This window comes from Aestuariibacter sp. A3R04 (assembly GCF_018860805.1).
Lineage (GTDB): Bacteria > Pseudomonadota > Gammaproteobacteria > Enterobacterales > Alteromonadaceae > Alteromonas.
Genome location: NZ_JAHKQR010000011.1, coordinates 1 through 20,967, shown reverse-complemented (window position 1 = coordinate 20,967; position 20,967 = coordinate 1). Strand labels below are relative to the sequence as shown.

Genomic DNA, 20,967 nt, shown 5'->3' with positions numbered 1-20,967 from the left:
TGCAACTAGCGAGCACAGCAGCGATGAGAGTGTTGTTAGTAGAGGATGACGTTCCGTTGTCAGCGGCGTTAACCCATTCCCTGCGAAAAGCCAATTATGTGGTCGATTGTGTTTTTGATGGCAAATCGGCCCTAAATGCCCTGGCTATCAATCAAAATGATCTGATAATTCTGGATTTAGGCCTGCCCGACATGGATGGTCTGGACGTACTTAAAACAGTGAGGCGGCAACAAGCTCAGTTGCCCGTTCTCATTTTAACGGCAAGAGACAAAACCACTGACAAAATTTCCGGCTTAGATACAGGCGCGGATGACTATCTGCCAAAACCCTTTGATATTGACGAGTTACTCGCCAGGCTCAGAGTCTTGGAACGTCGCATAGGTACCGCATCTCAGAGCGTTGTTACAGTGAAAAATGTAACCCTTGATACGGTGCACCACTCATTAACTATCAACGGAAAAAATTTACACTTACCCCGCAGAGAGCTCATGTTACTAAAAGCATTGATGGAAAATGCAGGACGGGTGCTCAGCAAACATCAACTTGAGAACAAACTTTACGAATGGGGTGAAGAAGTGACGAGCAACACAATAGAAGTACACGTCAGTCACCTCAGAAAAAAAATGCCTGACCACTTTATTAAAACCATACGCGGTGTAGGGTATTGTATATCTAAATCCGGAGACTGATTTGTCTTCTATTCGTCGCTTTCTTATTTTAACCCTAATCAGTGCGCTGGTTTTGGTGGTATTCAGCGCCGCCCTTCACGGTTACCGCGCCACACTTGCTATATCCAATACACTTCTCGACAGTGAACTTGTGCAACTCACGCAAGCAGTTGCCCTTATTCAGGGAGAAACCATAGAAGAAGAAACGGCGCTATTTTTTCAAATCTGGCACAATGGCAAGCTGATGAGCACGTCTATTGATAATTTTACGCGCCCATTAACAACATTCAGCAGTGGTTACTCAGAAGTGAATGCAATGGGTAAACGTTGGCGCGTTTACGCCTATTCGCAAGATAAAGGACAAACCTGGTACATGGTTGCTCAACCCCTTAGAAACCGCTATGCGTTAACCGATGCGCTAACAGTAGCAGCCATCACCCCGTTTATTGTGAGCGTCCCCATTCTCGCCCTTATTTTATTTTTCGGTATTAGCTGGGGCCTGGCACCGTTGAAACAGCTATCCCGCTCATTGGCACAGCGACAAGGAAACGATTTTGCACCCATTGAATTAAGCCGCGAGCCCAGCGAGCTCAAACCTGTGGTTAACACACTTAATTCCATGTTCAAACGATTAAGCGCAGCATTTGAACGGGAACAACAATTTGCCTCAAACGCAGCCCATGAGCTCCGTACCCCGTTAAGTGTCATGAAAATTAATATTCACAATATTACCGAGGAGTTAGGAGACAAAGGTGACTTACTCAGTTCACTTCAAAACGATACTGACAGAATGATTCACGCCGTCAACCAGTTCTTAATGCTTACTCGCACCAGTCCAGACACATTTGTTACACAACGTGAGCCAGTAAATCTTTACTTTGTCGCCCAGGATGTGATTAGCGATTTATATAGCCAGATTGAATTGAAACAACAGGATATTTCCTTGGAAGGAGAAGAGGCCTGGCTTAGCAGCTCACCTTTTATGCTGTATACATTACTGCAAAACCTCATTGCCAATGCCAGTCATTATTCGCACCCCGGGGACCAAATTATCGTTGATATTCAACGAAATGGCGCTGCCGTAGTACTGAAGGTCAGTGATTCTGGCCCGGGTATTCCAGAAGAAGAGCGCCTCCGCGTGTTAGAACGTTTTGTCCGCGCCGCGAATAGTAACACAACCACTGGAAGTGGACTGGGTTTAGCCATCGTATCACAAATTGTAGAATTACACTTCGCCACCATGACACTGAAGCAAGCAAAATTAGGCGGCCTTGAAGTTGAGGTTGTTTTTGGCCATGACAGCATCATTTAAATTGCCTTTTACTGTGCTACTAAGTGCAATGACTTTTTATCCACCATATGCCCTGGCCCTGCCTGAGATTATCGTGGAGATACAAGAACACCTCTTTTATCCGCAGGAAGTAACTGTACCCGCCAACAAAAAGGTAAAGCTGACATTCATCAACCATGACGGCACCCCTGAAGAAATCGACAGCTTTGCGTTAAACCGCGAAAAAGTAATCTTTGCCCGCAGTAAGGGGACTATCTTCATCGGCCCGCTACAGCCCGGTGAATACCCATTCTTTGGCGAATACCACCCTAACAAAGCGGTTGGCAAGGTAATTGTAAAACCCGCTCAGGAGACAGAAAATGTTAATTAATACTGTTGTACTGTTTCTTCGGGATACCCTGCCCGTTTTTCTGTTAGTCAGCTTTTTGCTGGCATTTTCTGACACGACCCGTCTGTGGCTTTCCTCGCGGCTAGTGGCAATAGCGGTTTTGGCGTACGTAACCCACCTATGGTTAGATGATATTTCACAATTAGCAGATGGCGCTGGTTTCGAGTTACTCAAGTCCCTGCTGCTGTTTACGGCCTGGACAGGACTTTGTCTTACTGGGTGGAAGCTAGCCATTAATGCTCCGTTGCCGGCTTTCGGTATGACTTTACTGCTCGCGGGTATCAGCCTGCCCAATACACTGCATTTTATGGTGTATTTTCTATCCGAATTATCCAGAAGCAATGACAACACACTATTGCTACTGGGTACAACAATTGGGCTCGGCATTTGTGTGAGTATTTCAATACTACTAAACATTGGCCTCACCTGTTTTGTGAGTACCAAAGTAACGTACTTTTTGTTGTGTATATTTGTTGCAGCCCAAGTTGCCAACGTCGCTATTCTTCTCGAGCAAACAGACGTATTTCCCACACCACAACAATTGTGGGATAGCAGCACGGTAGTGAGTGACAACAGTGAGTACGGTCATTTGTTGAACGCGTTTCTCGGTTACGAGGCCACACCGTCTTTGAGCTACTTGTTAATGTTTGTGATTGCCGCTATCGCCCCTGCACTCTTAACCGCACTTTTTAGTAAACGGGCAGCGTTGACAAAGGAGATCTCTCAATGAGCCGTCCAAGTGTTGCTATCGCGTTGTTCATGGCACTGCCAGGCTCGCTAGCTCATGCCGACAACTTCACTGTTGATAAGGTTTACCACCCTTATGTACTGCCCTTCGAAAGAGAATTCGAATGGCGTTTGACCTCTCGGCAGAATGACGACGGCAACATATTATTGCAACGTTTCTCGTTTGGTCATGCCCTCTCTGAATTTACGATTCTTGAAGCATATATCGTGGGTTCCAGGGATGAGTACGATAACTTTGGTTTGGAAGGTTACGAACTTGAACTGCGCTGGATGATGACAGAACAAGGCCAGTACTGGGCGGACTGGGGAACTTTATTTGAACTGGAGAAACAACACAACACTAACGACTGGGAAGCTAAAGCAGGGCTACTTACTGAGAAAGAGTTTGGACAATACAGTCTGACCACGAATATAAATTTGGTTTATGAATGGGGCGAAACAGTGCCCAATGAATGGGAAAGTGAGCTAAAAGTGAAATTTCGCTACCGTTGGTTACCTGAGGTACAACCCGGTATTGAAATCTACGTGGCTGAAGATTACGTCGGCGTGGGCCCGGCATTTATGGGCATCAAGCGCTTCGACCGTCAAGAGCAATTAAAATGGGAGTTAGGTTTCATTGCGGGGTTAAATGGCGATAGCAAAGATCACACACTGCGCATGTCTTTAGAGTATGAATTCTAGCCTGACAAACTTAAGTTTATCTTAAGGTCTATCGTATAGAGTTACACTTCTTTCACTCAGCGATGTATAACTTATGCTTCCAATTGATGTCAGCGTTGTGCTGCCGGCCAAAAATGAAGCCGCAAACCTGTCGTCTTTACTTCACGAAATAGTCGACGCCATGTCTTGCTGTTGCGCTGAGGTAATTGTGGTTGACGATGGCAGCAGCGATAACACTCCCTCACTAATTAATTCACTCAATGAGTCATTGCCAATAACTTGTCGTGTAATTTCTCACCCTTACAGTTGTGGTCAGAGTACCTCGGTATACCGAGGTGTACTTGCCGCACGAGGAATATGGATAGTAACACTGGATGCTGATGGTCAAAACGACCCTGCTGATATACCGCGCCTGCTAAACGCCGCTCAGCGATCACAAAACCCTCATTTTTGTGTAATTGGCCATCGACAAAAAAGGCGGGACAGTGGCTGGAAGAAACTGCAATCAAAAATAGCGAATACGGTGAGACGGTGGCTACTTCAAGACGACACACCTGACACAGGATGTGGCCTTAAGCTCATCCCCCGACAAACCTTTCTGATGCTTCCCTATTTTGACCACATGCACCGCTATATACCCGCACTAACCAAGAGACTGGGTGGAGAAGTAATTTGTGTCCCCGTCAATCACCGGTCACGCGCTGAAGGTCATTCAAACTACACCGCATGGAATAGAGGTTGGGCTGGACTTATCGACATCATGGGCGTGCGCTGGCTAATGCACCGCAACAAACTCCACCACACCGTTGATGGCGTACCCGATGACGAATAGCCTCTTGTCCGTCATACGCTTTTTCACAAAGCTGTCTGGCACAATTGTGATGATAGTACTGGGTTACTTCGCGTTAACTTTTACCGCTCAAATTTGGGATCACGGTCAGGACCCGGCTTGGTTGTCTCAATTTGTTGCTCAAACCAGCCCGTATACGCTTGCTCTCCTGTACAGTTGTTTCATTGTATTAATGAGTATAGGTTTCCCTCGTCAGGCAATTGCTTTTTTTTGTGGCGCGGGGCTTGGTAGTTCCATCGGAACACTAGTGGCGCTGACACTCACCGCTGTTTCAGCATCAATAACCTATACTCTGGCAAAAGGCCCACTTCGCGTTTTCGCAATAAGGGCGTTAGGCAAAAAGCTCTGCACGGCACAAGTATTTGTCTCTCGGTCTAGCTTTCGCAATGTACTCATTGCCCGTTTATTTCCAATAGGTTCCAACCTTGTCACCAACTTGCTCGCCGGTGTCTTGCAGCTTCCTTTTCCCGCATTTTTTTTCGCCAGTTTACTGGGTTTTTTACCCCAGACTGTATTGTTTTCCTTACTGGGCAGCGGTATCGACAATATCCCTTACCTCCAACAAGTTCTACCTGTCGGCGGGCTGATTATTTGCATAGGGTTAGTGGTATCACTGCCAGGCATTAAATCCAAGGCAGAACAATGACGCTCCTTCGGCCCCCCAAAAGCACGCTTAGTAATCAACAATTGCGCTTTCCTTACTTCGGCCGTTTTCTCTCATCAGGGTATGGGCTAATAGTAATTGCGTCTGTTCTAATATTCAGTGGAATAGGCCTTCGTGATGCCTGGCCTCCGGATGAGCCTAGATTCGTACTGGTAGCCAAATCAATGGTAGAAACCGGGCAGTGGTTGATTCCTATGAGGGGCAACGAAATCTACCCTGACAAGCCACCGTTTTTTATGTGGACGATCGCATTGATATACGCCGTTTCCGGCAGTCTGAAAGTGGCCATGCTGTTACCCAATGCCATCGCCAGCTCAGTCACACTGGCACTTACCTACAGGCTTTCTGTAAAACTATCTGACGAACACACAGCCAAAGCCAGTGTGCTGGTTTTACTCCTTTGTCCACAGTTTTTGATTCAGGCAAAGTTTGCTCAAATAGATGCCATGGTGGCCTGTTTTATCTGGATAGCCATTTACGGGTTTATTCAACACTTTTTTCTTACTCCACACTGGCGATGGTATTTTATTTCTTGGTTTTTTATGGGTTTGGGCGTGATCACCAAAGGCGTTGGTTTTCTTCCCGTCTTATTATTACTCCCCATCGCTTTTTATACCCTCAAACATCAGATAACGGCGGCAGCCTGGCGCAAGCGAGCAATGTTGGGCCCGCTGGTCATGCTATTGGTTATCCTTCTATGGCTGGCACCTGTACTGTATTTAGGGCTAATAAAGCAAGATGTCACTATCCAGCACTACTTGTCCAACATACTGCTCAAACAAACAGCACAGCGTTACACTCACGCCTGGCACCATATCGAACCCTGGTACTATTTTTTGTCTTCAGTCATTCCATTGTTTTGGCTGCCTGCTGTAGCCATCCTGTTTGCGCATATCAAACATTTCGGTGAACACTTAGCACAAAAGCCTGCCTACGCATCTTTGTTTATTTGGGCAGTCCTTGTCGTGATTTTTTTTAGTATCAGCCCTGGCAAACGCGGCGTTTATATTCTCCCCGCTTTGCCTGCTCTGGCTATGACAGCAGGTAGTTTGCTTACCCGCTTTGGCACGCCAGTTCTACTACTACGTGCTGCGGTTGTACTTACCGCTGGCCTCTCTATACTGAGTATTGGCGCGGGAACAGTTTTGTTTTTTGATACCCAAATAAGCGAAAAACTGATGGTTAAATATCAAGCCGACAGACACATTGTCGAGCACATTGGGGCACTTTGCTTGTTTGTCGGCGGCTTGGGACTAGCCAGTTTCGCGGTATATAGCCAACGCCTGCGAGCTTCCTTCTCAACACAACTTGTCATATGGCTAAGCGCGCTAGTCCTGCCGGTGTCAACCTGCGGTGCATGGCTGTTAAACCCTTACCGAACCCCAGTGTCTTTACTTGCGAAAGTGGAGAACTACTTACCGGCGCCACTCGCGAATACCGAACTCGCTATTGTTGACTTTAAAGAACAGTACCTGCTCTATGCCCCATTTCCACTAACCCACTTTGGCTATCACACGCCTAAAGAGCATGAAAACGGTGCTGCATGGTCATGGTTAAAAGGCTCGCAGGTCAAAGCTCGTTTCCTCTTAGTACCAGAGAGTTATCATTTCAGATGTATCAATTATGCCTTGATCACAAAGCTAGGCATTGCACACAGGGAAACATGGTTACTCGTGCCAGCTGCAGCAGCATCACCCCATTGTTCGTTACCTACTGGTGAAGCGATTTATCTCACTAACTGAACATTTGTTATCACTGGCGTAAGGTTTACTTAAGGTCAACAGCGCATACTCACAGCACAGATTAATTAAAGAGTATGTGTATGGACTGCGCTTCAAAACCAAATACGTCGGTTGCTTCTGCGATTAACAGACGGCATGTTACCAGCTCCCTGTCGAAAGGCTCACGGTTACTTATTGCTGGCGAAGAGCACAGCAAAAGAAAACAGATAGAAACCTTTATCGCAAATGGGTTTTGTACGCATTACAACGCCACCATCAGCCAATTTATGCCATTGATATTTGCCTTGGAGCAAAATGGAATTAAAGCTGCGGTGGGTGTTCGATATGGTATTCACAGGGAGAAAGAACACCCCCTCTTTGTTGAACAATACCTGACTATGCCCATAGAAAACACACTTGTACAGCACGGCATAAATACAAACCGTGCTGATATAGTTGAAGTGGGAAATCTATTAAGCTGCTCCGCCCGTTATACCATACCGCTGCTTTTATCACTGCTTATTTGCCTGAAAAAACTCAATGTGCAGTATCTTATCTTTACTGCTACCTCACAATTAGCCCAGCTACTCAGAGGTGCAGGCATCACACTGCGCTCATTAGGCAAGGCTGATCCTGCGCGGTTGACAGAACACCGCGAAACCTGGGGAACATATTACGACACTGCGCCAGAAGTGATGGCGCTTTCGCTGGATACTACATCACGCTGTATCCAATCCTGTGCGTCATTAAATACCCATTATCAAAACGCTATTCGCCTCATCTCTTTCACAAATTTCCCTCAACAGTTAGATGGAATTGCCGTCCTGGAACCTTCGGAGAATTATTGTGTTGCCTAATTATTCATCTCCCAACGCAATTGCGTTAAAAGAGGGAGCGACAACATTGACCTATAGTGAACTTCAACTGGCAGTAAACGGCGTTGCCTCCTGGTTAATTGAAGAAAAGGTTCATCGCGTAGCCATTGCTTTTGACAATCAAATTGCCTGGGTGATTTGCGACCTTGCTTGCCAACACGCTAACGTGTGTTGTGTACCCTTGCCCCTGTTTTTCAGCGCATCCCAAAAGGCTCATGTGTTACGCGCAAGTCAGTGTGAGTGCTTACTAACATCAAAGAACGTGACAAACATTACACCTGTTTATCGCACCATCAATTCTGTACTGGGTATTGTTGCGCACAAGCTGGATGGTTCAGGCAAAGTACACATGCCACAAGGTACAAACAAGATCACTTTCACATCGGGGTCCACGGGTTCTCCAAAAGGCGTGTGTTTGTCCACGGAGTCTCAATGGAAGGTGGCCCGCTCGATACACGCAGTCTTTGGTAACACTCCTGTTCATCATTTGTGTATGCTTCCTCTATCAACCTTACTGGAAAACATTGCCGGCGTATATGCGCCATTAATTCACGGAGGCACAGTTGAGCTTGTTAGTGCCAAAGCCAGAGGTTTCGAAGGCAGCAAACTGGTTAACCCCAAAGCATTGCTGTGCAGTATCGACAATGCGCAACCCACTTCCGTAATCCTCGTACCGGATTTACTGATAGTACTGCTCATGGCTTGCCAGCGAGGATGGCGACCGCCGACATCACTTCAATTCATTGCTGTGGGCGGTGCCCACGTTGCACCAGATTTACTTAAACAAGCACATCGCTACGGGCTGCCCGTTTATGAAGGATATGGATTATCCGAAGCCGTCTCGGTATCAACTTTAAACAGGCCTGAGCACCACTTTCCCGGTACCGCTGGCCCTGCTTTAGGTCACAACCAGCTTCACATTGAAAATGGCGAGGTCGTCGTCACAGGAAACCACTTTTTAGGGTATCTGAATCAACCAGATTCCTTTTACCCTAACAAGGTATATACAGGTGATCTTGGTCACATTAAAAACGGTGTGCTGACATTAAATGGGCGTAAAAAAAATGTCATGATAAATAGCTTTGGTCGCAATGTATCACCCGAATGGATTGAATCACTCTTATTAGCGACCGGATTGTTCCGTCACGCAGTGGTTTACTGCGAGGCAAAACCCTACTGTATTGCACTGATTTGCCCTTTGAGTGCTGACATGACTTCAGAACAAATAATGAGAATAATTCAGCAGGTTAATCAAACGCTTCCCGACTACGCGCAGGTTTTGCAGGCCACCATCATAGACCCGTGTACAACAAATAACGGCTTACTGACGGAAACCGGAAAGTTAAAACGCGCCGCTGTTCTCTCTCGCTATCAAAACCAAATTTCAACTCTCTATCCATCACAGCATATTGTAAACGGAGACTAAAGGATGCTTTTTTACCAACAATTACAAAGCAGCACTGAGCAAGCCAGAAGTACATTTTTGCAGGCACCAATTATTCAGCGGTGCTTTCAGGGAGATTTTACGCTAAATGATTATATCGCATTTCTGAAACAAGCCTATCACCACGTAAAATACACCGTCCCTCTGCTCATGGCTACCGGTGCAAAACTTTCAGAAGAAAAAGAATGGCTAAGAGAAGCGATTGCGGAATACATAGAGGAGGAAATGGGTCATCAGGAGTGGATCCTTAACGATTTGGCTGCCTGTGGCGTAGACAAAGAGCAAGCTCGCGGAAGTGACCCTGCTGCAGCAACTGAACTCATGGTGGCCTACGCGTTTGATGCGATTGCCCGTAAAAGCCCTTTATACTTTTTTGGTATGGTTTTTGTGCTGGAAGGCACCAGTATCGCGCTTGCCGATGCCGCTGCCAAACAAATTAAAAACAAATTGTCGTTGCCAAAAGCCGCTTTTAGCTATCTCACCTCACACGGCGCTTTAGATCAAGAGCACATTGTGTTTTTTGAAACCCTGATGAACAGAATCACTAACCCTGTCGAACAACAAATGATTATTCACAGCGCCAACCTCTTCTACCGGCTTTACGGTGATATTTTTCGTGAACTGTCACCTGAACACGGCTTAACTAAGGTGGCCTGATATGAAAATTGACTGGAGTAACCAGATAGCATTACTTACCGGAGCCAGTGGTGGTATAGGCAGTGCCATGGCAAAGGCATTGGATGAACAAGGTGCCCAACTTATTCTTGTTGGCCGATGCAAGGAAAAGTTAGTGCAGCTAAGGGACACGCTTGATGGGCATCACTTTATTGTCGAGGCTGACATTATCACCCCGCAAGGGCGTGAAAAAGTGGTACACACATGCCAGCGTCACCCGGTCACTATGCTCATCAATAACGCTGGCATTACCCATTTAGGCGAGTTTACACTGGCACCTGTTGACGATGTGGTCGCCACAAATTTACTCGCTCCCATGTTGCTCACCCAACAACTACTGCCAATACTTAAGATGCGTCAGTATGCACACGTCATTAATATCGGGTCTACATTTGGCAGTATCGGATTTGCGGCACATGGAGCTTACTGTGCAACCAAATTCGGGCTCAAGGGCTGGACTGAAGCAATGATCCGGGAATATCACGACAGCGATATTCATTTTCACTATCTGGCACCCCGGGCAACCTGTACAGCGATTAACGACCGTCGCGCGGTTGCCTTGAACCTGGCAATGGGCAATAAGGTAGATAGCCCGGAAGACGTAGCCAGATCTCTGATCCTGCTACTAAACAAAAACAAAAGCCGGGTAGCCATGGGCTTACCTGAAAAGGTTTTTGCCATCGTCAATGCCCTATTACCGTCATTGGTTGACAGCTCGCTAGCTAAAAAGCTCGCCCTAATAAAGGCGTATACATTCGAACAAACCACGTCCATTGAACAGCAGCAAGATAATCCCCCATTAGCAGACAAACAGGTTTAACCTGAGGATCGCCATCATGAAACAGATACAATTTCTTACTATTGCCGTTGTGTTGACCATAAGCTTTACACTCCACGCCCAATCAAACAATTACAACAGCTCAGGCACAACAGATGTAGGGTTACATGAAAACCCGTTGCAAACACTTCAACAACAGTGGGCACATATTAATTATGAGATAGAAGAGGAAAAAAAGAAGGATGCTTTTATTACCCTGACCAGACAGGCAAAAGCATTTTTAAAAGCCAATCCCAACGACACGGGATTACTCATATGGCAGGGTATTATTCAATCGAGTACGGCTGGCGCAATAGGCGGATTTGACGCCCTAGATTACGCCAAAGCAGCGCGCAAAAGTTTTGAACAAGCCATGCGTGTAGATGAAAACGCGCTGTCTGGTTCTGCCATGACTAGTCTGGGTGTGCTTTATCACAAACTTCCCAGTTGGCCAATTAGTTTTGGCAGTGATAAAAAGGCCGAGAAACTGCTAAAACACGCGCTGGAAATAAACCCTAATGGAATCGATCCAAATTATTTTTACGCCGAATATTTGTTTGACAATGGCAACTATGTGTTGGCTCAAAAATATATTGATAAAGCCAAAGAAGCCCCCCCGCGCCCAAGTCGTCCATTGGCTGACAAAGGTCGCTTGCAAGAGATTGCAGCGTTAGAGCAAAGGATAGCCAGGAAAAACTAGCCATTAGTGAACTGGCAGCGAATTGCATTTACAGAACCCGTTCTGTCATAGCTGCTCGCAGAACTAAAAAGCGCGACGATTCTCATCGCCGCGCTTTTTTCTCTGCTTTTATCAATACTAATGCCAAACAGTATCCGTTAGCCGCTTTGCTTCGCAACCGCGGCTCTCACCATTAACCCGTACGCCGGGTCGGCCTGGTCATATTGACTGAACATAGCCTCTTGGACATCGGACGTTGCCTGGCTTAAACCTTCAGCAATATTGTTCACCAACTGGCGCTTTTGATCATCCGACATCATGCGGAATAAATCACCAGCCTGGGAAAAATTATCCTCATCCTGAATGTCATGCACATCCAACCATGCATCTTCTTCAAGTGGCATGGCTGGCTCAGCAACGCTTACGACTTCTGCTGGCGCACCATGCTCACTTCGATTATTCGGGTAGAAGTTTGCGCCACTTCCCGCCAACGCAGGCTGAATACCGGCAAATGCCCCATCGCGCTGATAGTTGTGAACCGGGCATCGCGGCGTGTTTACCGGAATTTGATTCACATTAGCACCCACGCGGTAGCGATGAGCATCCTGATATGCCAACAATCTTGCCTGCAACATTCTGTCAGGTGAAGCACCAATACCGGGTACGAGATTACTCGGCGCAAAAGCAACCTGCTCAGTTTCAGCAAAATAATTGTCTACGTTGCGATTCAGTTCCAATTGCCCCACTTCGATTAACGGAAAATCGCTGTGTGACCACACTTTTGTTACATCAAAAGGATTGATCCGATAGTGTTTAGCTTCCTCTTCCGTCATGATTTGTACATTCACTGTCCAGGAAGGAAAGTCGCCGTTGTCGATACTTGCTACCAAATCTTGTTGCGCGCCAAATGCAGGCATACGGGCAGCTTCTTCGTTGGTCAGCGTTTTAATACCCTGATTAGTTTTAAAGTGCCATTTAACCCAGTATCGCTCGCCTTGCTTGTTCCAGAAACTTAAGGTATGCGAGCTGTAACCGTTAACGTGACGATACGACAAGGGAATGCCGCGGTCTGACATCAAAATGGTAGACTGATGCAACGATTGAGGGTTGTTCGCCCAGAACTCATAAATTGCCTGAGGATCTGGCAAGTTAGTACGCGGGTTCTTTTTCTGGCTGTGAATAAAATCGGGGAACTTGATCCCGTCGCGCAAGAAAAACACTGGTGTATTGTTACCTACCATGTCCCAGTTTCCCTGTTCGGTGTAGAACTTCACCGCAAATCCGCGAGGGTCGCGGGCATAGTCACTGGAATCCTGTCCACCGCCCACCGTGGAAAATCGTAAGAAAACGGGTGTTTGTGCGCCTTCTTCCTGCAAGAAATCAGCGATGGTGTAATCAGACAAGCTACGGGTTACGGTAAAGGTTCCGTAAGCAGCACTGCCTCTGGCGTGCACCACTCGCTCAGGAATGCGCTCGCGATTAAAATGGGCCAGCTTTTCAAATAAATAGTGATTGTCGAAGGTAACCGGCCCACGCCGTCCCGCCGTTCGACTCTGATTATCGGAAGCAACCGGCGCACCGTTACTGCTGGTCAACGGCACAGATGTAGAAGCGTTTTTTGAAAAAGGGCACTGACTCATAATACATTCCTCAATAAGTAAAGCCGGCAAGTTAATCTTGCCAGTCGATTATTTAGGGTAATTATGAACCACAAAACAGATTAAAAATACAGATATAAAACAATCGTGTAAATCTATTTTAGCGATTATGGCGCAAACATTACTAGCTCCAGAAGAAGTAAGTTGCGTCAGTCTTCGTTATTTTTGCTCTGCCTCATACATCGAGGCGAGTAAATCGTCGATCCGCTCCACCGACAGTGGCCGATAAAAATAATAACCTTGAAAATTGATACATCCCTGTTTAGACAGAAAATCAAACTGGGCCTGATTTTCAACACCTTCGGCGATGGTCGTGAGGCCTAATGTGGACGCAAGTTCAATGATTGTAGAGCAAATCTTTGCATCATCTTTGTGTTTAGCGCATTCAATGACAAAAGAGCGATCTATTTTAAGGACATCAACCGGTAAATTTTTAAGGTAGTTTAATGAAGAGTAGCCCGTACCGAAATCATCAATGGAAATTTCAATCTCCATCCCTTGTAGAATCTTTAACACTTCGATGCAGTGATCAATATCATTTAGAAAGACGCTCTCCGTGACTTCAAATTCAAGCCACCTTCCGGGAACTTCATAGTGATTCATGCAGTAGGTCAAAAAAGGCAGGAAGGTATCTGAAAGAAGATGTATACCCGACAGGTTTATTGAAACTCGGGGTATTCCCGGGTATTGCTTATGCCAGCTTGCTAGCTGTTTAAAAACCAAGCGTATAATTATTTCTTCAAGTGCTACTATCTGACCGGACTCTTCAGCAATAGGGATAAATTTTGCTGGCGAAGTGAATTGACCGTGGTTAAGTTCAAGGCGGACTAACGCCTCAAGACCGACAACCTGTTTCTGTTTATTTACTTTAGGTTGATAGAGCATTGTAAATTGGTGTGCTGATTGAATTGCCTGACGTAGCGTTTGTTCAAAGTTGAACTGCTCTGATGCAGATTTCGCCATCTTCTGTTCAAAGAGTTTAAAGTTATCTCGCCCCGCTTGTTTGGCATTATACATGGCAATGTCAGCCTGCTGAATAAGCGTCATTGGCTGACAACTAGCATCATTAGATATACTGATCCCAATGCTCGTAGGAATTTTCAGCTCCCTTCCTTCAAGGTTGACCACTTCGCGCATCACTTGCAAAATTTGAGTCGCGCTAGTGACAACCGAAGCTTCATGATGGGTGCCAGTCATCATTATTACAAACTCGTCTCCGCCCCAACGACAGATAGTATCGCTCTGGCGGGTCACTTTAGTTAATCTTGTGGCTACTTCGGTAAGCAATTCATCACCCGCTTTATGACCCAGGGTGTCGTTTATTTTCTTAAAGCGATCCAAATCGAGAAAAAAGACCGCTACCGAGTCACCTTTCTGATGTATTCTTCGCAAAGCAACGCTTAGGGCATCAAGAAAAAATGTTCTGTTATATAGGCCAGTTAAAGGATCACTGTATGCTAGCTCCCGTAACTTCTCCTGTAACCGACGTTGACGAGTAACATCGCGAATATGCAAGGTAAACTCATTACTGATATTACTGCCAAAAGTAGTTCCAGTGACGGCTATTTCAGCTGGAAAAGTATCTCCGGTGGCGCGCCTGAGCGTTAGCGTATTACGACGGTTGATCAATAAACCACTGGATGTGACAAATTTACTTTTCAAGCTTTCAGTAACAGAATTCTGATCTTTTTCAGTGACAAATAGCGCAATGAAATTCCGGTTTATCGCTTTCGACTGCAGACAGCCAAATGTTCGTTCAGAAGCTGGATTAAATTCGAGAATAATACCATCCAGGTTAATTGTAACAATGCTGTCCATTGACGAGTTGAGAATAGCACTTTTACGTTTTTCGCTGCTTTTGAAATCCTGCAGTAACGCATCCCGTTGACCCATCTCGAACTGTACTCGCTCTATAACGCGGTTGTATTGTCGTGCAATTTGACCCACTTCGGTAAAGGGCTCTTCCTGGACGCGCTCACTAAAATTAGCCTGTTGCTCCTGGAGCCCCATCGAATTTAGTAAATCAAGCAGTTCTGTAGTTGCATTGTGTTCAGTGACGTTCATACCGAGATATTCCTGTTCTGCACTCACCCTAAGCGGAACAAAGCGGTTAATTAGTTTTAGTCCCAGCCACGCCAACGTAAAGCTATAAAAGCCAATAGCAATAATACCGAGTACCTGAACCCCGAGTTGCAACCAAAAAGCATGACTAAAGATCACGATGCTTTTATGGAAGACAGCCACAGCAAGTGTTCCCAAGATACCTGCAAATAAGTGAGCAGGAACGACGCCCAGAGCATCATCAAGCCGAAATCTCAGTAGTATGTATTCCCCTGCGTACATAACAAGCCCACCGACGATGCCGATCAGTGCTGCAGAAGCAGGGGTAACGACGTTGGCACTAGCGGTGATGGCTACCAGCCCGGCGATCACACCGTTGAGCATAATACTGACATCCAAAAAACGATGTCGGAAAACAAACAACACACTGGCGCTAAGCCCACCGAAGGACGCAGCTAAACACGTATTAACCAATATAACCGGTACTTCCTCAGTGAGAGCAAGTGTACTACCGCCATTAAAACCAAACCAACCGAGCCATATTAGTAATGTACCCAGAACGGAAAGTGGCAGGTTACTACCGGAAGGAAATTTGTGTGTATCATCAAAGCGGCCTTTTCTTGCGCCCAATACTATAATTGCAGCCAGGCTTACCCAACCGCCTACAGAGTGAACGACGGTGGAACCAGCAAAGTCAATAAAGCCAAGACTTTCAAGCCAACCAAGGTTTTGTGATGAATAAAGAGAACTCCAAGCCCAGTGCCCTACAAAGGGATAAATAAGCGTACATAACACAACGGTAATTAACAAATAACCACGATAGGACATACGCTCGGCCACCGCACCGGACACCAGTGTGGCCGTGGTACCGCAGAACATTAACTGAAACAGGAAAAAGCTATACTGCCAGGCAGTTTGGTTTGCACCAAAAAGAAACCCGGATGAACCGAAATAGCCCATAAACGACTTGCCAAACATGATGGCAAATCCGAATAGCCAAAAAATTATGGATGAAAAAATAAAATCTGAAAGGTTTTTGGCCGCAACGTTAATACTGTTTTTAGTACGAACTTTCCCTGTTTCCAGGCATAAAAAGCCTGCTTGCATACAAAAAACTAATAGAGCAGCAAATAACAACCAACCTGTTTCCAAAATCCCACCTATTACTGCAGGTGCGATTTACCCCCTGCTTTATTATCTACAACAAGGTGCTTAAGCAACATTCGTTCCTTTTAACTTATAGAGTGAAGATACACAAAACACGACAACCTTGCTCGCAAGTGCACTGAAACACCCGCGAACAAAATGGGAATGACTCACTATCGTCAGTGACTGGATTTCCTAACAGCAACTCCTTAACCTGTTACAGGTTTTCTCCACTTTCAATAATACTTATAACGCGTTTAGCAACATCAGCTGATGAAAGATGGTTTTGGCCCGTAACAATTCGACCATCAACTTCCACATGCGCTTTATTGCGCGCCGCATGAGAGAATATGCCTCCATGCTTTTCAATTGTCGCCTCAATCAGAAACGGCAATTCTTGGAAATAAGCTTTAGACTGATTTTCGAAGTGAGCCGGATAACCGGTTATACGGCGATCTTTCACTAAAACTCACCCCTGCAGGTAATTCGGAATCACCATGAAAGCGAGAGATATAACAACCAATTGACGTTCACGATCCGATATACGTAATCTGTCCACAGCTCGATATTGCTATTGTATGGGAACACAACCCCAAACGTTATGGTAACGACAATCAATATTATAAAGTGCAGATAAGAACCAATAGCTTAATGTTGCGCGCCGGGTCAGCGCAACATACCCTGCCAAAACAAAACCATTAAAGGCGCCTAATGCGCTAAGAAAAAACAGTAAATACTCACTCATTTCATGCATAAAACACGTGACTTGGTGTAGTTCCAGTAGAGGACACTTTTCATTACAAAAAGTGCAAACAAAAACACCTGAAATCACATATTTACTATTGCGTTTTTAAATAGCTTTTAGCGTATTAATGATGTCATCAGGCTCCGAGCGGGTTCTGTAGTCCACATCCACATATCGCCATACAACCTCTCCGTCTTGATTTAACACAAAGGTCGCGGGAATGGGCAAAATGGTGGCGTTGCCATTGTTTATTTCCTGCAAATCGAGACCGCGATCTACGCGCATATGCTCAAGCAAAAAATCAGGCACTTGCCACGCGACGCCATAGTTTGCAGCGACCTCTGCATCTTGATCAGATAAGACTGAAAAAGGCAGCTCACTTATCTCTTCAGCGCTAAGCGTGCCATCAGGTCGTTCCGGGCTAATGGCAATCAGCTTCGCCCCCAAGGAGGTAATATCACCAATACGTAGCTTTAAAGCGTTTAATTGTAAGTTGCAATACGGGCACCAACTTCCGCGATAAAAAGTGAGTACTACCGGGCCTTGATCTAAATAATTTTGCAGTGAAACTTGCTCGCCAGAGGGGGCTGGTAAAGTAAACAATGGCGCTCTTTCACCCACCAGCAGCGCCGATTCACCTTGTTGCAAAGCTTTCGCCTTTTCTATTTCTTTATCTACACCAGCCATAAATTCCGGGTTGTTCTTTCTGCCGGCATCAACTTTGGCTTGGGTTTGAGCTATTAAAGATTTCATTGTTTATGTATTCCTGTGTGGGAGAAAAAACTCACCTTAATGACATTTTTCACACATTAGCACCAACCAAAACCTTAGCTACAGGAAAGAGTGGGATGGATAGACTTTTGAGGTAAATAACTATTACACAACCTGCCCAGCCGCCCAACCACTGCTCCACGCCCACTGGAAATTAAAGCCGCCCAGCCAGCCGGTGACATCGACCACTTCACCAATGAAGTAAAGCCCATCGACGTTTTTCGCCATCATGGTTTTTGATGAAAGTTCGTTAGTATCTACGCCACCAATGGTGACTTCTGCTGTTCGGTAACCTTCTGTGCCATTGGGTTGTATTTCCCAGTTTTCTAGGGTGTGTGCGATGGTATCGCACTCACTGTGAGATAACTGTTTGACCGGCACGTTTCGCCAATGGTGATAATCGATAAAACTCTGCACCATACGCTTGGGAAACACTTTGTTTAAACAGGTTGCTAAAAGCGCGTCAGGCGTGTCGCTGCGTGCGGTTTGAATAATTGTTGCAGCATCTTCGTTTGGCAATGTATTGATACTCAATGTATCACCCGCTTGCCAATAACTGGATATTTGCAACATGGCTGGGCCACTTAAACCTCGGTGAGTAAATAGCATGGCTTCTTTGAACGTGGTGTCATTGCAACTGGCGTAAACATCAACAGCGATTCCACTGAGTTCTGCCAGTGTATCCTTATCTTTATCGTGTAAGGTAAAAGGCACAAGGGCCGCGCGAGTGGGTAAAACATTCAGGCCGAACTGCTCGGCAATTTTGTATCCGAAGGGAGTGGCACCCAGCTTTGGCATACTGAGGCCGCCAGTGGCGATGACCAAAGACTCGCAGGCATATTCACCGTTTGACGTTGACAAAACAAACCCGCTCCCTGACTTTTCCACCTGGAGAATGTCGCATCGTGTGGTGATAGTAACTCCCGCTTTTTCACACTCTTTTAGCAACAAATCGACAATGTCTTTTGCGCTGTCATCACAAAAAAGCTGCCCTAAGGTTTTCTCGTGATAGGCAATGCCGTATTCAGCAACAAGACTGATGAAATCCCGCTGGGTGTAGCGACTCAGTGCCGATTTACAAAAGTGAGGGTTTTGCGATAGAAAGTTCTCAGGCCCTGCGTATATATTAGTAAAGTTACAGCGGCCACCGCCTGACATGAGTATTTTGCGGCCTACTTTTTTTGCGTGGTCGAGCACTTCAACACTGCGCCCTCGGACACCTGCCTGAGCCGCACAAAATAACCCAGCGGCTCCCGCTCCAATTACCACAACATCGCATTTTTTCACTGGGTCACTACCTTTTGCATCACCATTTTTAAACGCGGTATTGTAACATCAATCATGTTTCGATTGATGCGGTAAACTCAATTCATCCTCTGCCTACTGTAATAGATTTACATACCAATCAGAGTACCAGGTCTTCAGATCGGTCTGTTTTTTCATGATTTTCTCTCATTCTTTAGTCGAAAAATATAAATTTTAATACTTTTTAACAATACTAAACATTGTGGCGTTAGCTTATAACTGTCCACCAAGCTGAGATATTACGCAGCAGTACATTCATTCACTTGTTGTTAAACAGAGGAATCTACACCATGGAAGAATTCATTGCTTCACTGGACGTTAATCAATATCTACCTGGCGCTTTAGCATGGGCAACTAATATCTTACTTGCTTTGCTCATTCTGATCATCGGACTATGGGTAGCAGGAAAGGCATATAAACTCATTGTATCCATCGCCAACCGTCACCCCCAGTTGGACGACACACTATTTAAGTTTTTCGGCAGTGTGGCTAAATACACCATACTGGCCTTTGTCGGCATTGCGGTACTGAACCGGTTTGGTGTTCAAACAGCATCCATCATTGCTCTTCTCGGCGCAGCGGGATTAGCCGTTGGCTTAGCACTTCAAGGCACATTGTCTAATCTTGCTGCGGGTGTCATGTTACTTATTTTCCGTCCGTACAAAGTGGACGATTTCGTAGATGCGGCAGGTAAATTTGGTAAAGTTACGGAAGTAGATTTATTTACCACTATTTTGCAAACCTTTGATAATCAGCAAATTATCATTCCAAACAGTCAGATTTGGGGTGAGCAAATCGTGAACCATTCACACCACGAGATCCGTGGTGTCGACATGACCTTTGGTATTGCCTACAACGAAAACACCGATGCTGCTCGTGCCGTTATCGACAAAGTACTGGCCGATCACCCACATGTACTGAAAGATCCGGCGCCGTTTGTTGAAGTATCTACGCTCAACGACAGTTCTGTTGATTTCATCGTGCGCCCCTTCTGTCACGGCGAACACTACTTCGATATCCGTTTCTCAGTACCTGAGCAAATTAAGAAAGCCCTGGACGAAGCGAACATAGAGATACCGTTCCCACACCGCAAAGTCATTGTGGTTAACGAGAACGCATAATCGCCTTTACAGTCACACCCTGATAATTATTCGGGTGTGACTGATGCTTCAAGAATACTACTCTTTAATGCAATAAGGTTTTCTTGATAATGAGAGAGGATCTCTTCTATTACCACTACGGCTTCGCCCGGTAACCCTTCACGCACCTTTTCTGCTTCGCTTTTTTTATCATTCAGCGTATTGAGTTTTGTCTCTAAAATTTGGTAATTACTCAGAAGTTCTGAATTTGTCGTCTGGAATGTCTCTAAGTTACTTTCAGCAGTGGTAAGTGCATTTTTTAATCTTTGCATTTCTTCATTGGCATCTTTGTATTCTCGGAGCAGGGTTTTCGAGGGTTTATCACTTGCCGTCACTTCAGTCTGCTTTGTGTTCAGGCCGTGTGAAAACTCATATTTATGGTTGCTGTTTTAAATTGAATAATACAGTAATTCTGAGGTCACTATCGTTTTTGAATGAGTGTTTCCACAACTCTCATGTCTTCATTGCAGATATGAGACCGCTAACGCCCATGATATTCATCATTCTTTTGAAGTTGTATGCCAAGACCTGCAAACTTACCTCTGTTTTTACATGTTTTAATGTTCTTGTCAGTAGTTGTTGCGTTCCTGCCCATTGCTTTATTGTGCCAAAGGGATGCTCGACGGTTTGATGCCTCAATGTCATTGCGTTTGGCATGTTTTT

The 20,967-nt window shown here is 45.5% G+C and carries 21 protein-coding genes; 14 read left to right on the top strand and 7 right to left on the bottom strand.

All coding sequences use genetic code 11. The features are described 5' to 3' along the window. Window positions 1–23: 23 nt before the first annotated feature. The 13 genes from KO518_RS09440 to KO518_RS09380 all read left to right on the top strand — a co-directional run bounded on the left by KO518_RS09440 (window position 24) and on the right by KO518_RS09380 (window position 11,500). Complete coding sequence (locus KO518_RS09440; protein WP_216026854.1) at window positions 24–689, top strand: response regulator transcription factor; 666 nt, start codon at window positions 24–26, stop codon at window positions 687–689. A 1-nt stretch (window position 690) separates the two neighbouring features. Next, the gene (locus KO518_RS09435) at window positions 691–1,980 is read left to right on the top strand and encodes a HAMP domain-containing sensor histidine kinase (RefSeq protein WP_216025610.1); all 1,290 of its coding nucleotides are present in this window, start codon (window positions 691–693) and stop codon (window positions 1,978–1,980) included. Further along, a complete protein-coding gene (locus KO518_RS09430) occupies window positions 1,964–2,329 on the top strand; it encodes a cupredoxin domain-containing protein (protein ID WP_216025609.1) in 366 nt (121 codons plus the stop codon). The genes KO518_RS09435 and KO518_RS09430 overlap by 17 nt, the downstream gene beginning before the upstream one ends. Then, window positions 2,319–3,077 (top strand): FTR1 family iron permease, encoded by a 759-nt coding sequence (locus tag KO518_RS09425; RefSeq protein ID WP_216025608.1) that lies wholly within the window; start codon window positions 2,319–2,321, stop codon window positions 3,075–3,077. Before KO518_RS09430 ends, KO518_RS09425 begins: the two co-directional genes overlap by 11 nt. After that, window positions 3,074–3,775 carry a hypothetical protein gene (locus tag KO518_RS09420; RefSeq protein WP_216025607.1) on the top strand — a complete coding sequence of 234 codons (702 nt, stop codon included), beginning with the start codon at window positions 3,074–3,076 and terminating at the stop codon, window positions 3,773–3,775. Before KO518_RS09425 ends, KO518_RS09420 begins: the two co-directional genes overlap by 4 nt. A 73-nt stretch (window positions 3,776–3,848) precedes the next feature. Further along, window positions 3,849–4,586: a glycosyltransferase family 2 protein gene (locus KO518_RS09415; RefSeq protein ID WP_216025606.1), complete on the top strand. Its 738-nt coding sequence runs from the start codon at window positions 3,849–3,851 to the stop codon at window positions 4,584–4,586. Beyond that, window positions 4,576–5,250 (top strand): TVP38/TMEM64 family protein, encoded by a 675-nt coding sequence (locus KO518_RS09410; RefSeq protein ID WP_216025605.1) that lies wholly within the window; start codon window positions 4,576–4,578, stop codon window positions 5,248–5,250. The genes KO518_RS09415 and KO518_RS09410 overlap by 11 nt, the downstream gene beginning before the upstream one ends. Continuing rightward, window positions 5,247–7,010: a glycosyltransferase family 39 protein gene (locus KO518_RS09405; protein WP_216025604.1), complete on the top strand. Its 1,764-nt coding sequence runs from the start codon at window positions 5,247–5,249 to the stop codon at window positions 7,008–7,010. The genes KO518_RS09410 and KO518_RS09405 overlap by 4 nt, the downstream gene beginning before the upstream one ends. Window positions 7,011–7,090: 80 nt before the next feature. Next, window positions 7,091–7,846: a thermostable hemolysin gene (locus KO518_RS09400; RefSeq protein WP_216025603.1), complete on the top strand. Its 756-nt coding sequence runs from the start codon at window positions 7,091–7,093 to the stop codon at window positions 7,844–7,846. Beyond that, on the top strand, window positions 7,836–9,290 hold the full coding sequence (locus tag KO518_RS09395; RefSeq protein WP_371742288.1) for an AMP-binding protein: 1,455 nt from the start codon (window positions 7,836–7,838) through the stop codon (window positions 9,288–9,290). Before KO518_RS09400 ends, KO518_RS09395 begins: the two co-directional genes overlap by 11 nt. A 3-nt stretch (window positions 9,291–9,293) precedes the next feature. Beyond that, window positions 9,294–9,965 (top strand): TenA family transcriptional regulator, encoded by a 672-nt coding sequence (locus KO518_RS09390; RefSeq protein ID WP_216025601.1) that lies wholly within the window; start codon window positions 9,294–9,296, stop codon window positions 9,963–9,965. A gap of 1 nt (window position 9,966) precedes the next feature. After that, window positions 9,967–10,803: an SDR family oxidoreductase gene (locus tag KO518_RS09385; protein ID WP_216025600.1), complete on the top strand. Its 837-nt coding sequence runs from the start codon at window positions 9,967–9,969 to the stop codon at window positions 10,801–10,803. 16 nt (window positions 10,804–10,819) lie between these two features. Continuing rightward, complete coding sequence (locus tag KO518_RS09380; protein WP_216025599.1) at window positions 10,820–11,500, top strand: hypothetical protein; 681 nt, start codon at window positions 10,820–10,822, stop codon at window positions 11,498–11,500. Between the two features lie 137 nt (window positions 11,501–11,637). Here the strand turns inward: KO518_RS09380 and KO518_RS09375 are convergent, their stop codons facing one another. From KO518_RS09375 to KO518_RS09355, 5 genes are all read right to left on the bottom strand, one after another. Then, window positions 11,638–13,119 (bottom strand): catalase, encoded by a 1,482-nt coding sequence (locus KO518_RS09375; RefSeq protein ID WP_216025598.1) that lies wholly within the window; start codon window positions 13,117–13,119, stop codon window positions 11,638–11,640. Between the two features lie 177 nt (window positions 13,120–13,296). Next, window positions 13,297–16,305, bottom strand: a complete 3,009-nt coding sequence (amt, locus tag KO518_RS09370) for an ammonium transporter (protein ID WP_252736154.1) — start codon at window positions 16,303–16,305, stop codon at window positions 13,297–13,299. 256 nt (window positions 16,306–16,561) lie between these two features. Further along, on the bottom strand, window positions 16,562–16,807 hold the full coding sequence (locus KO518_RS09365; protein ID WP_216025596.1) for a hypothetical protein: 246 nt from the start codon (window positions 16,805–16,807) through the stop codon (window positions 16,562–16,564). Window positions 16,808–17,194: 387 nt separating this feature from the next. Continuing rightward, window positions 17,195–17,842, bottom strand: coding sequence for a peroxiredoxin-like family protein (locus tag KO518_RS09360; protein ID WP_216025595.1), 648 nt, complete (start codon window positions 17,840–17,842; stop codon window positions 17,195–17,197). Window positions 17,843–17,965: 123 nt separating this feature from the next. Continuing rightward, entirely contained in the window at window positions 17,966–19,147 is a 1,182-nt protein-coding gene (locus KO518_RS09355; RefSeq protein WP_216025594.1) for an NAD(P)/FAD-dependent oxidoreductase, read from the bottom strand. 308 nt (window positions 19,148–19,455) lie between these two features. On the opposite strand from KO518_RS09355, the gene KO518_RS09350 reads away from it, so the two are divergent. Beyond that, the gene (locus KO518_RS09350; RefSeq protein ID WP_216025593.1) at window positions 19,456–20,286 is read left to right on the top strand and encodes a mechanosensitive ion channel family protein; all 831 of its coding nucleotides are present in this window, start codon (window positions 19,456–19,458) and stop codon (window positions 20,284–20,286) included. A 26-nt stretch (window positions 20,287–20,312) separates the two neighbouring features. Here KO518_RS09350 and KO518_RS09345 read toward each other — a convergent pair whose 3' ends face one another. Next, window positions 20,313–20,639: a hypothetical protein gene (locus tag KO518_RS09345; protein WP_216025592.1), complete on the bottom strand. Its 327-nt coding sequence runs from the start codon at window positions 20,637–20,639 to the stop codon at window positions 20,313–20,315. 118 nt (window positions 20,640–20,757) lie between these two features. Continuing rightward, window positions 20,758–20,967 (bottom strand): transposase (locus KO518_RS09340; protein WP_216025591.1); only part of this gene is annotated, 210 nt, incomplete at its 5' end.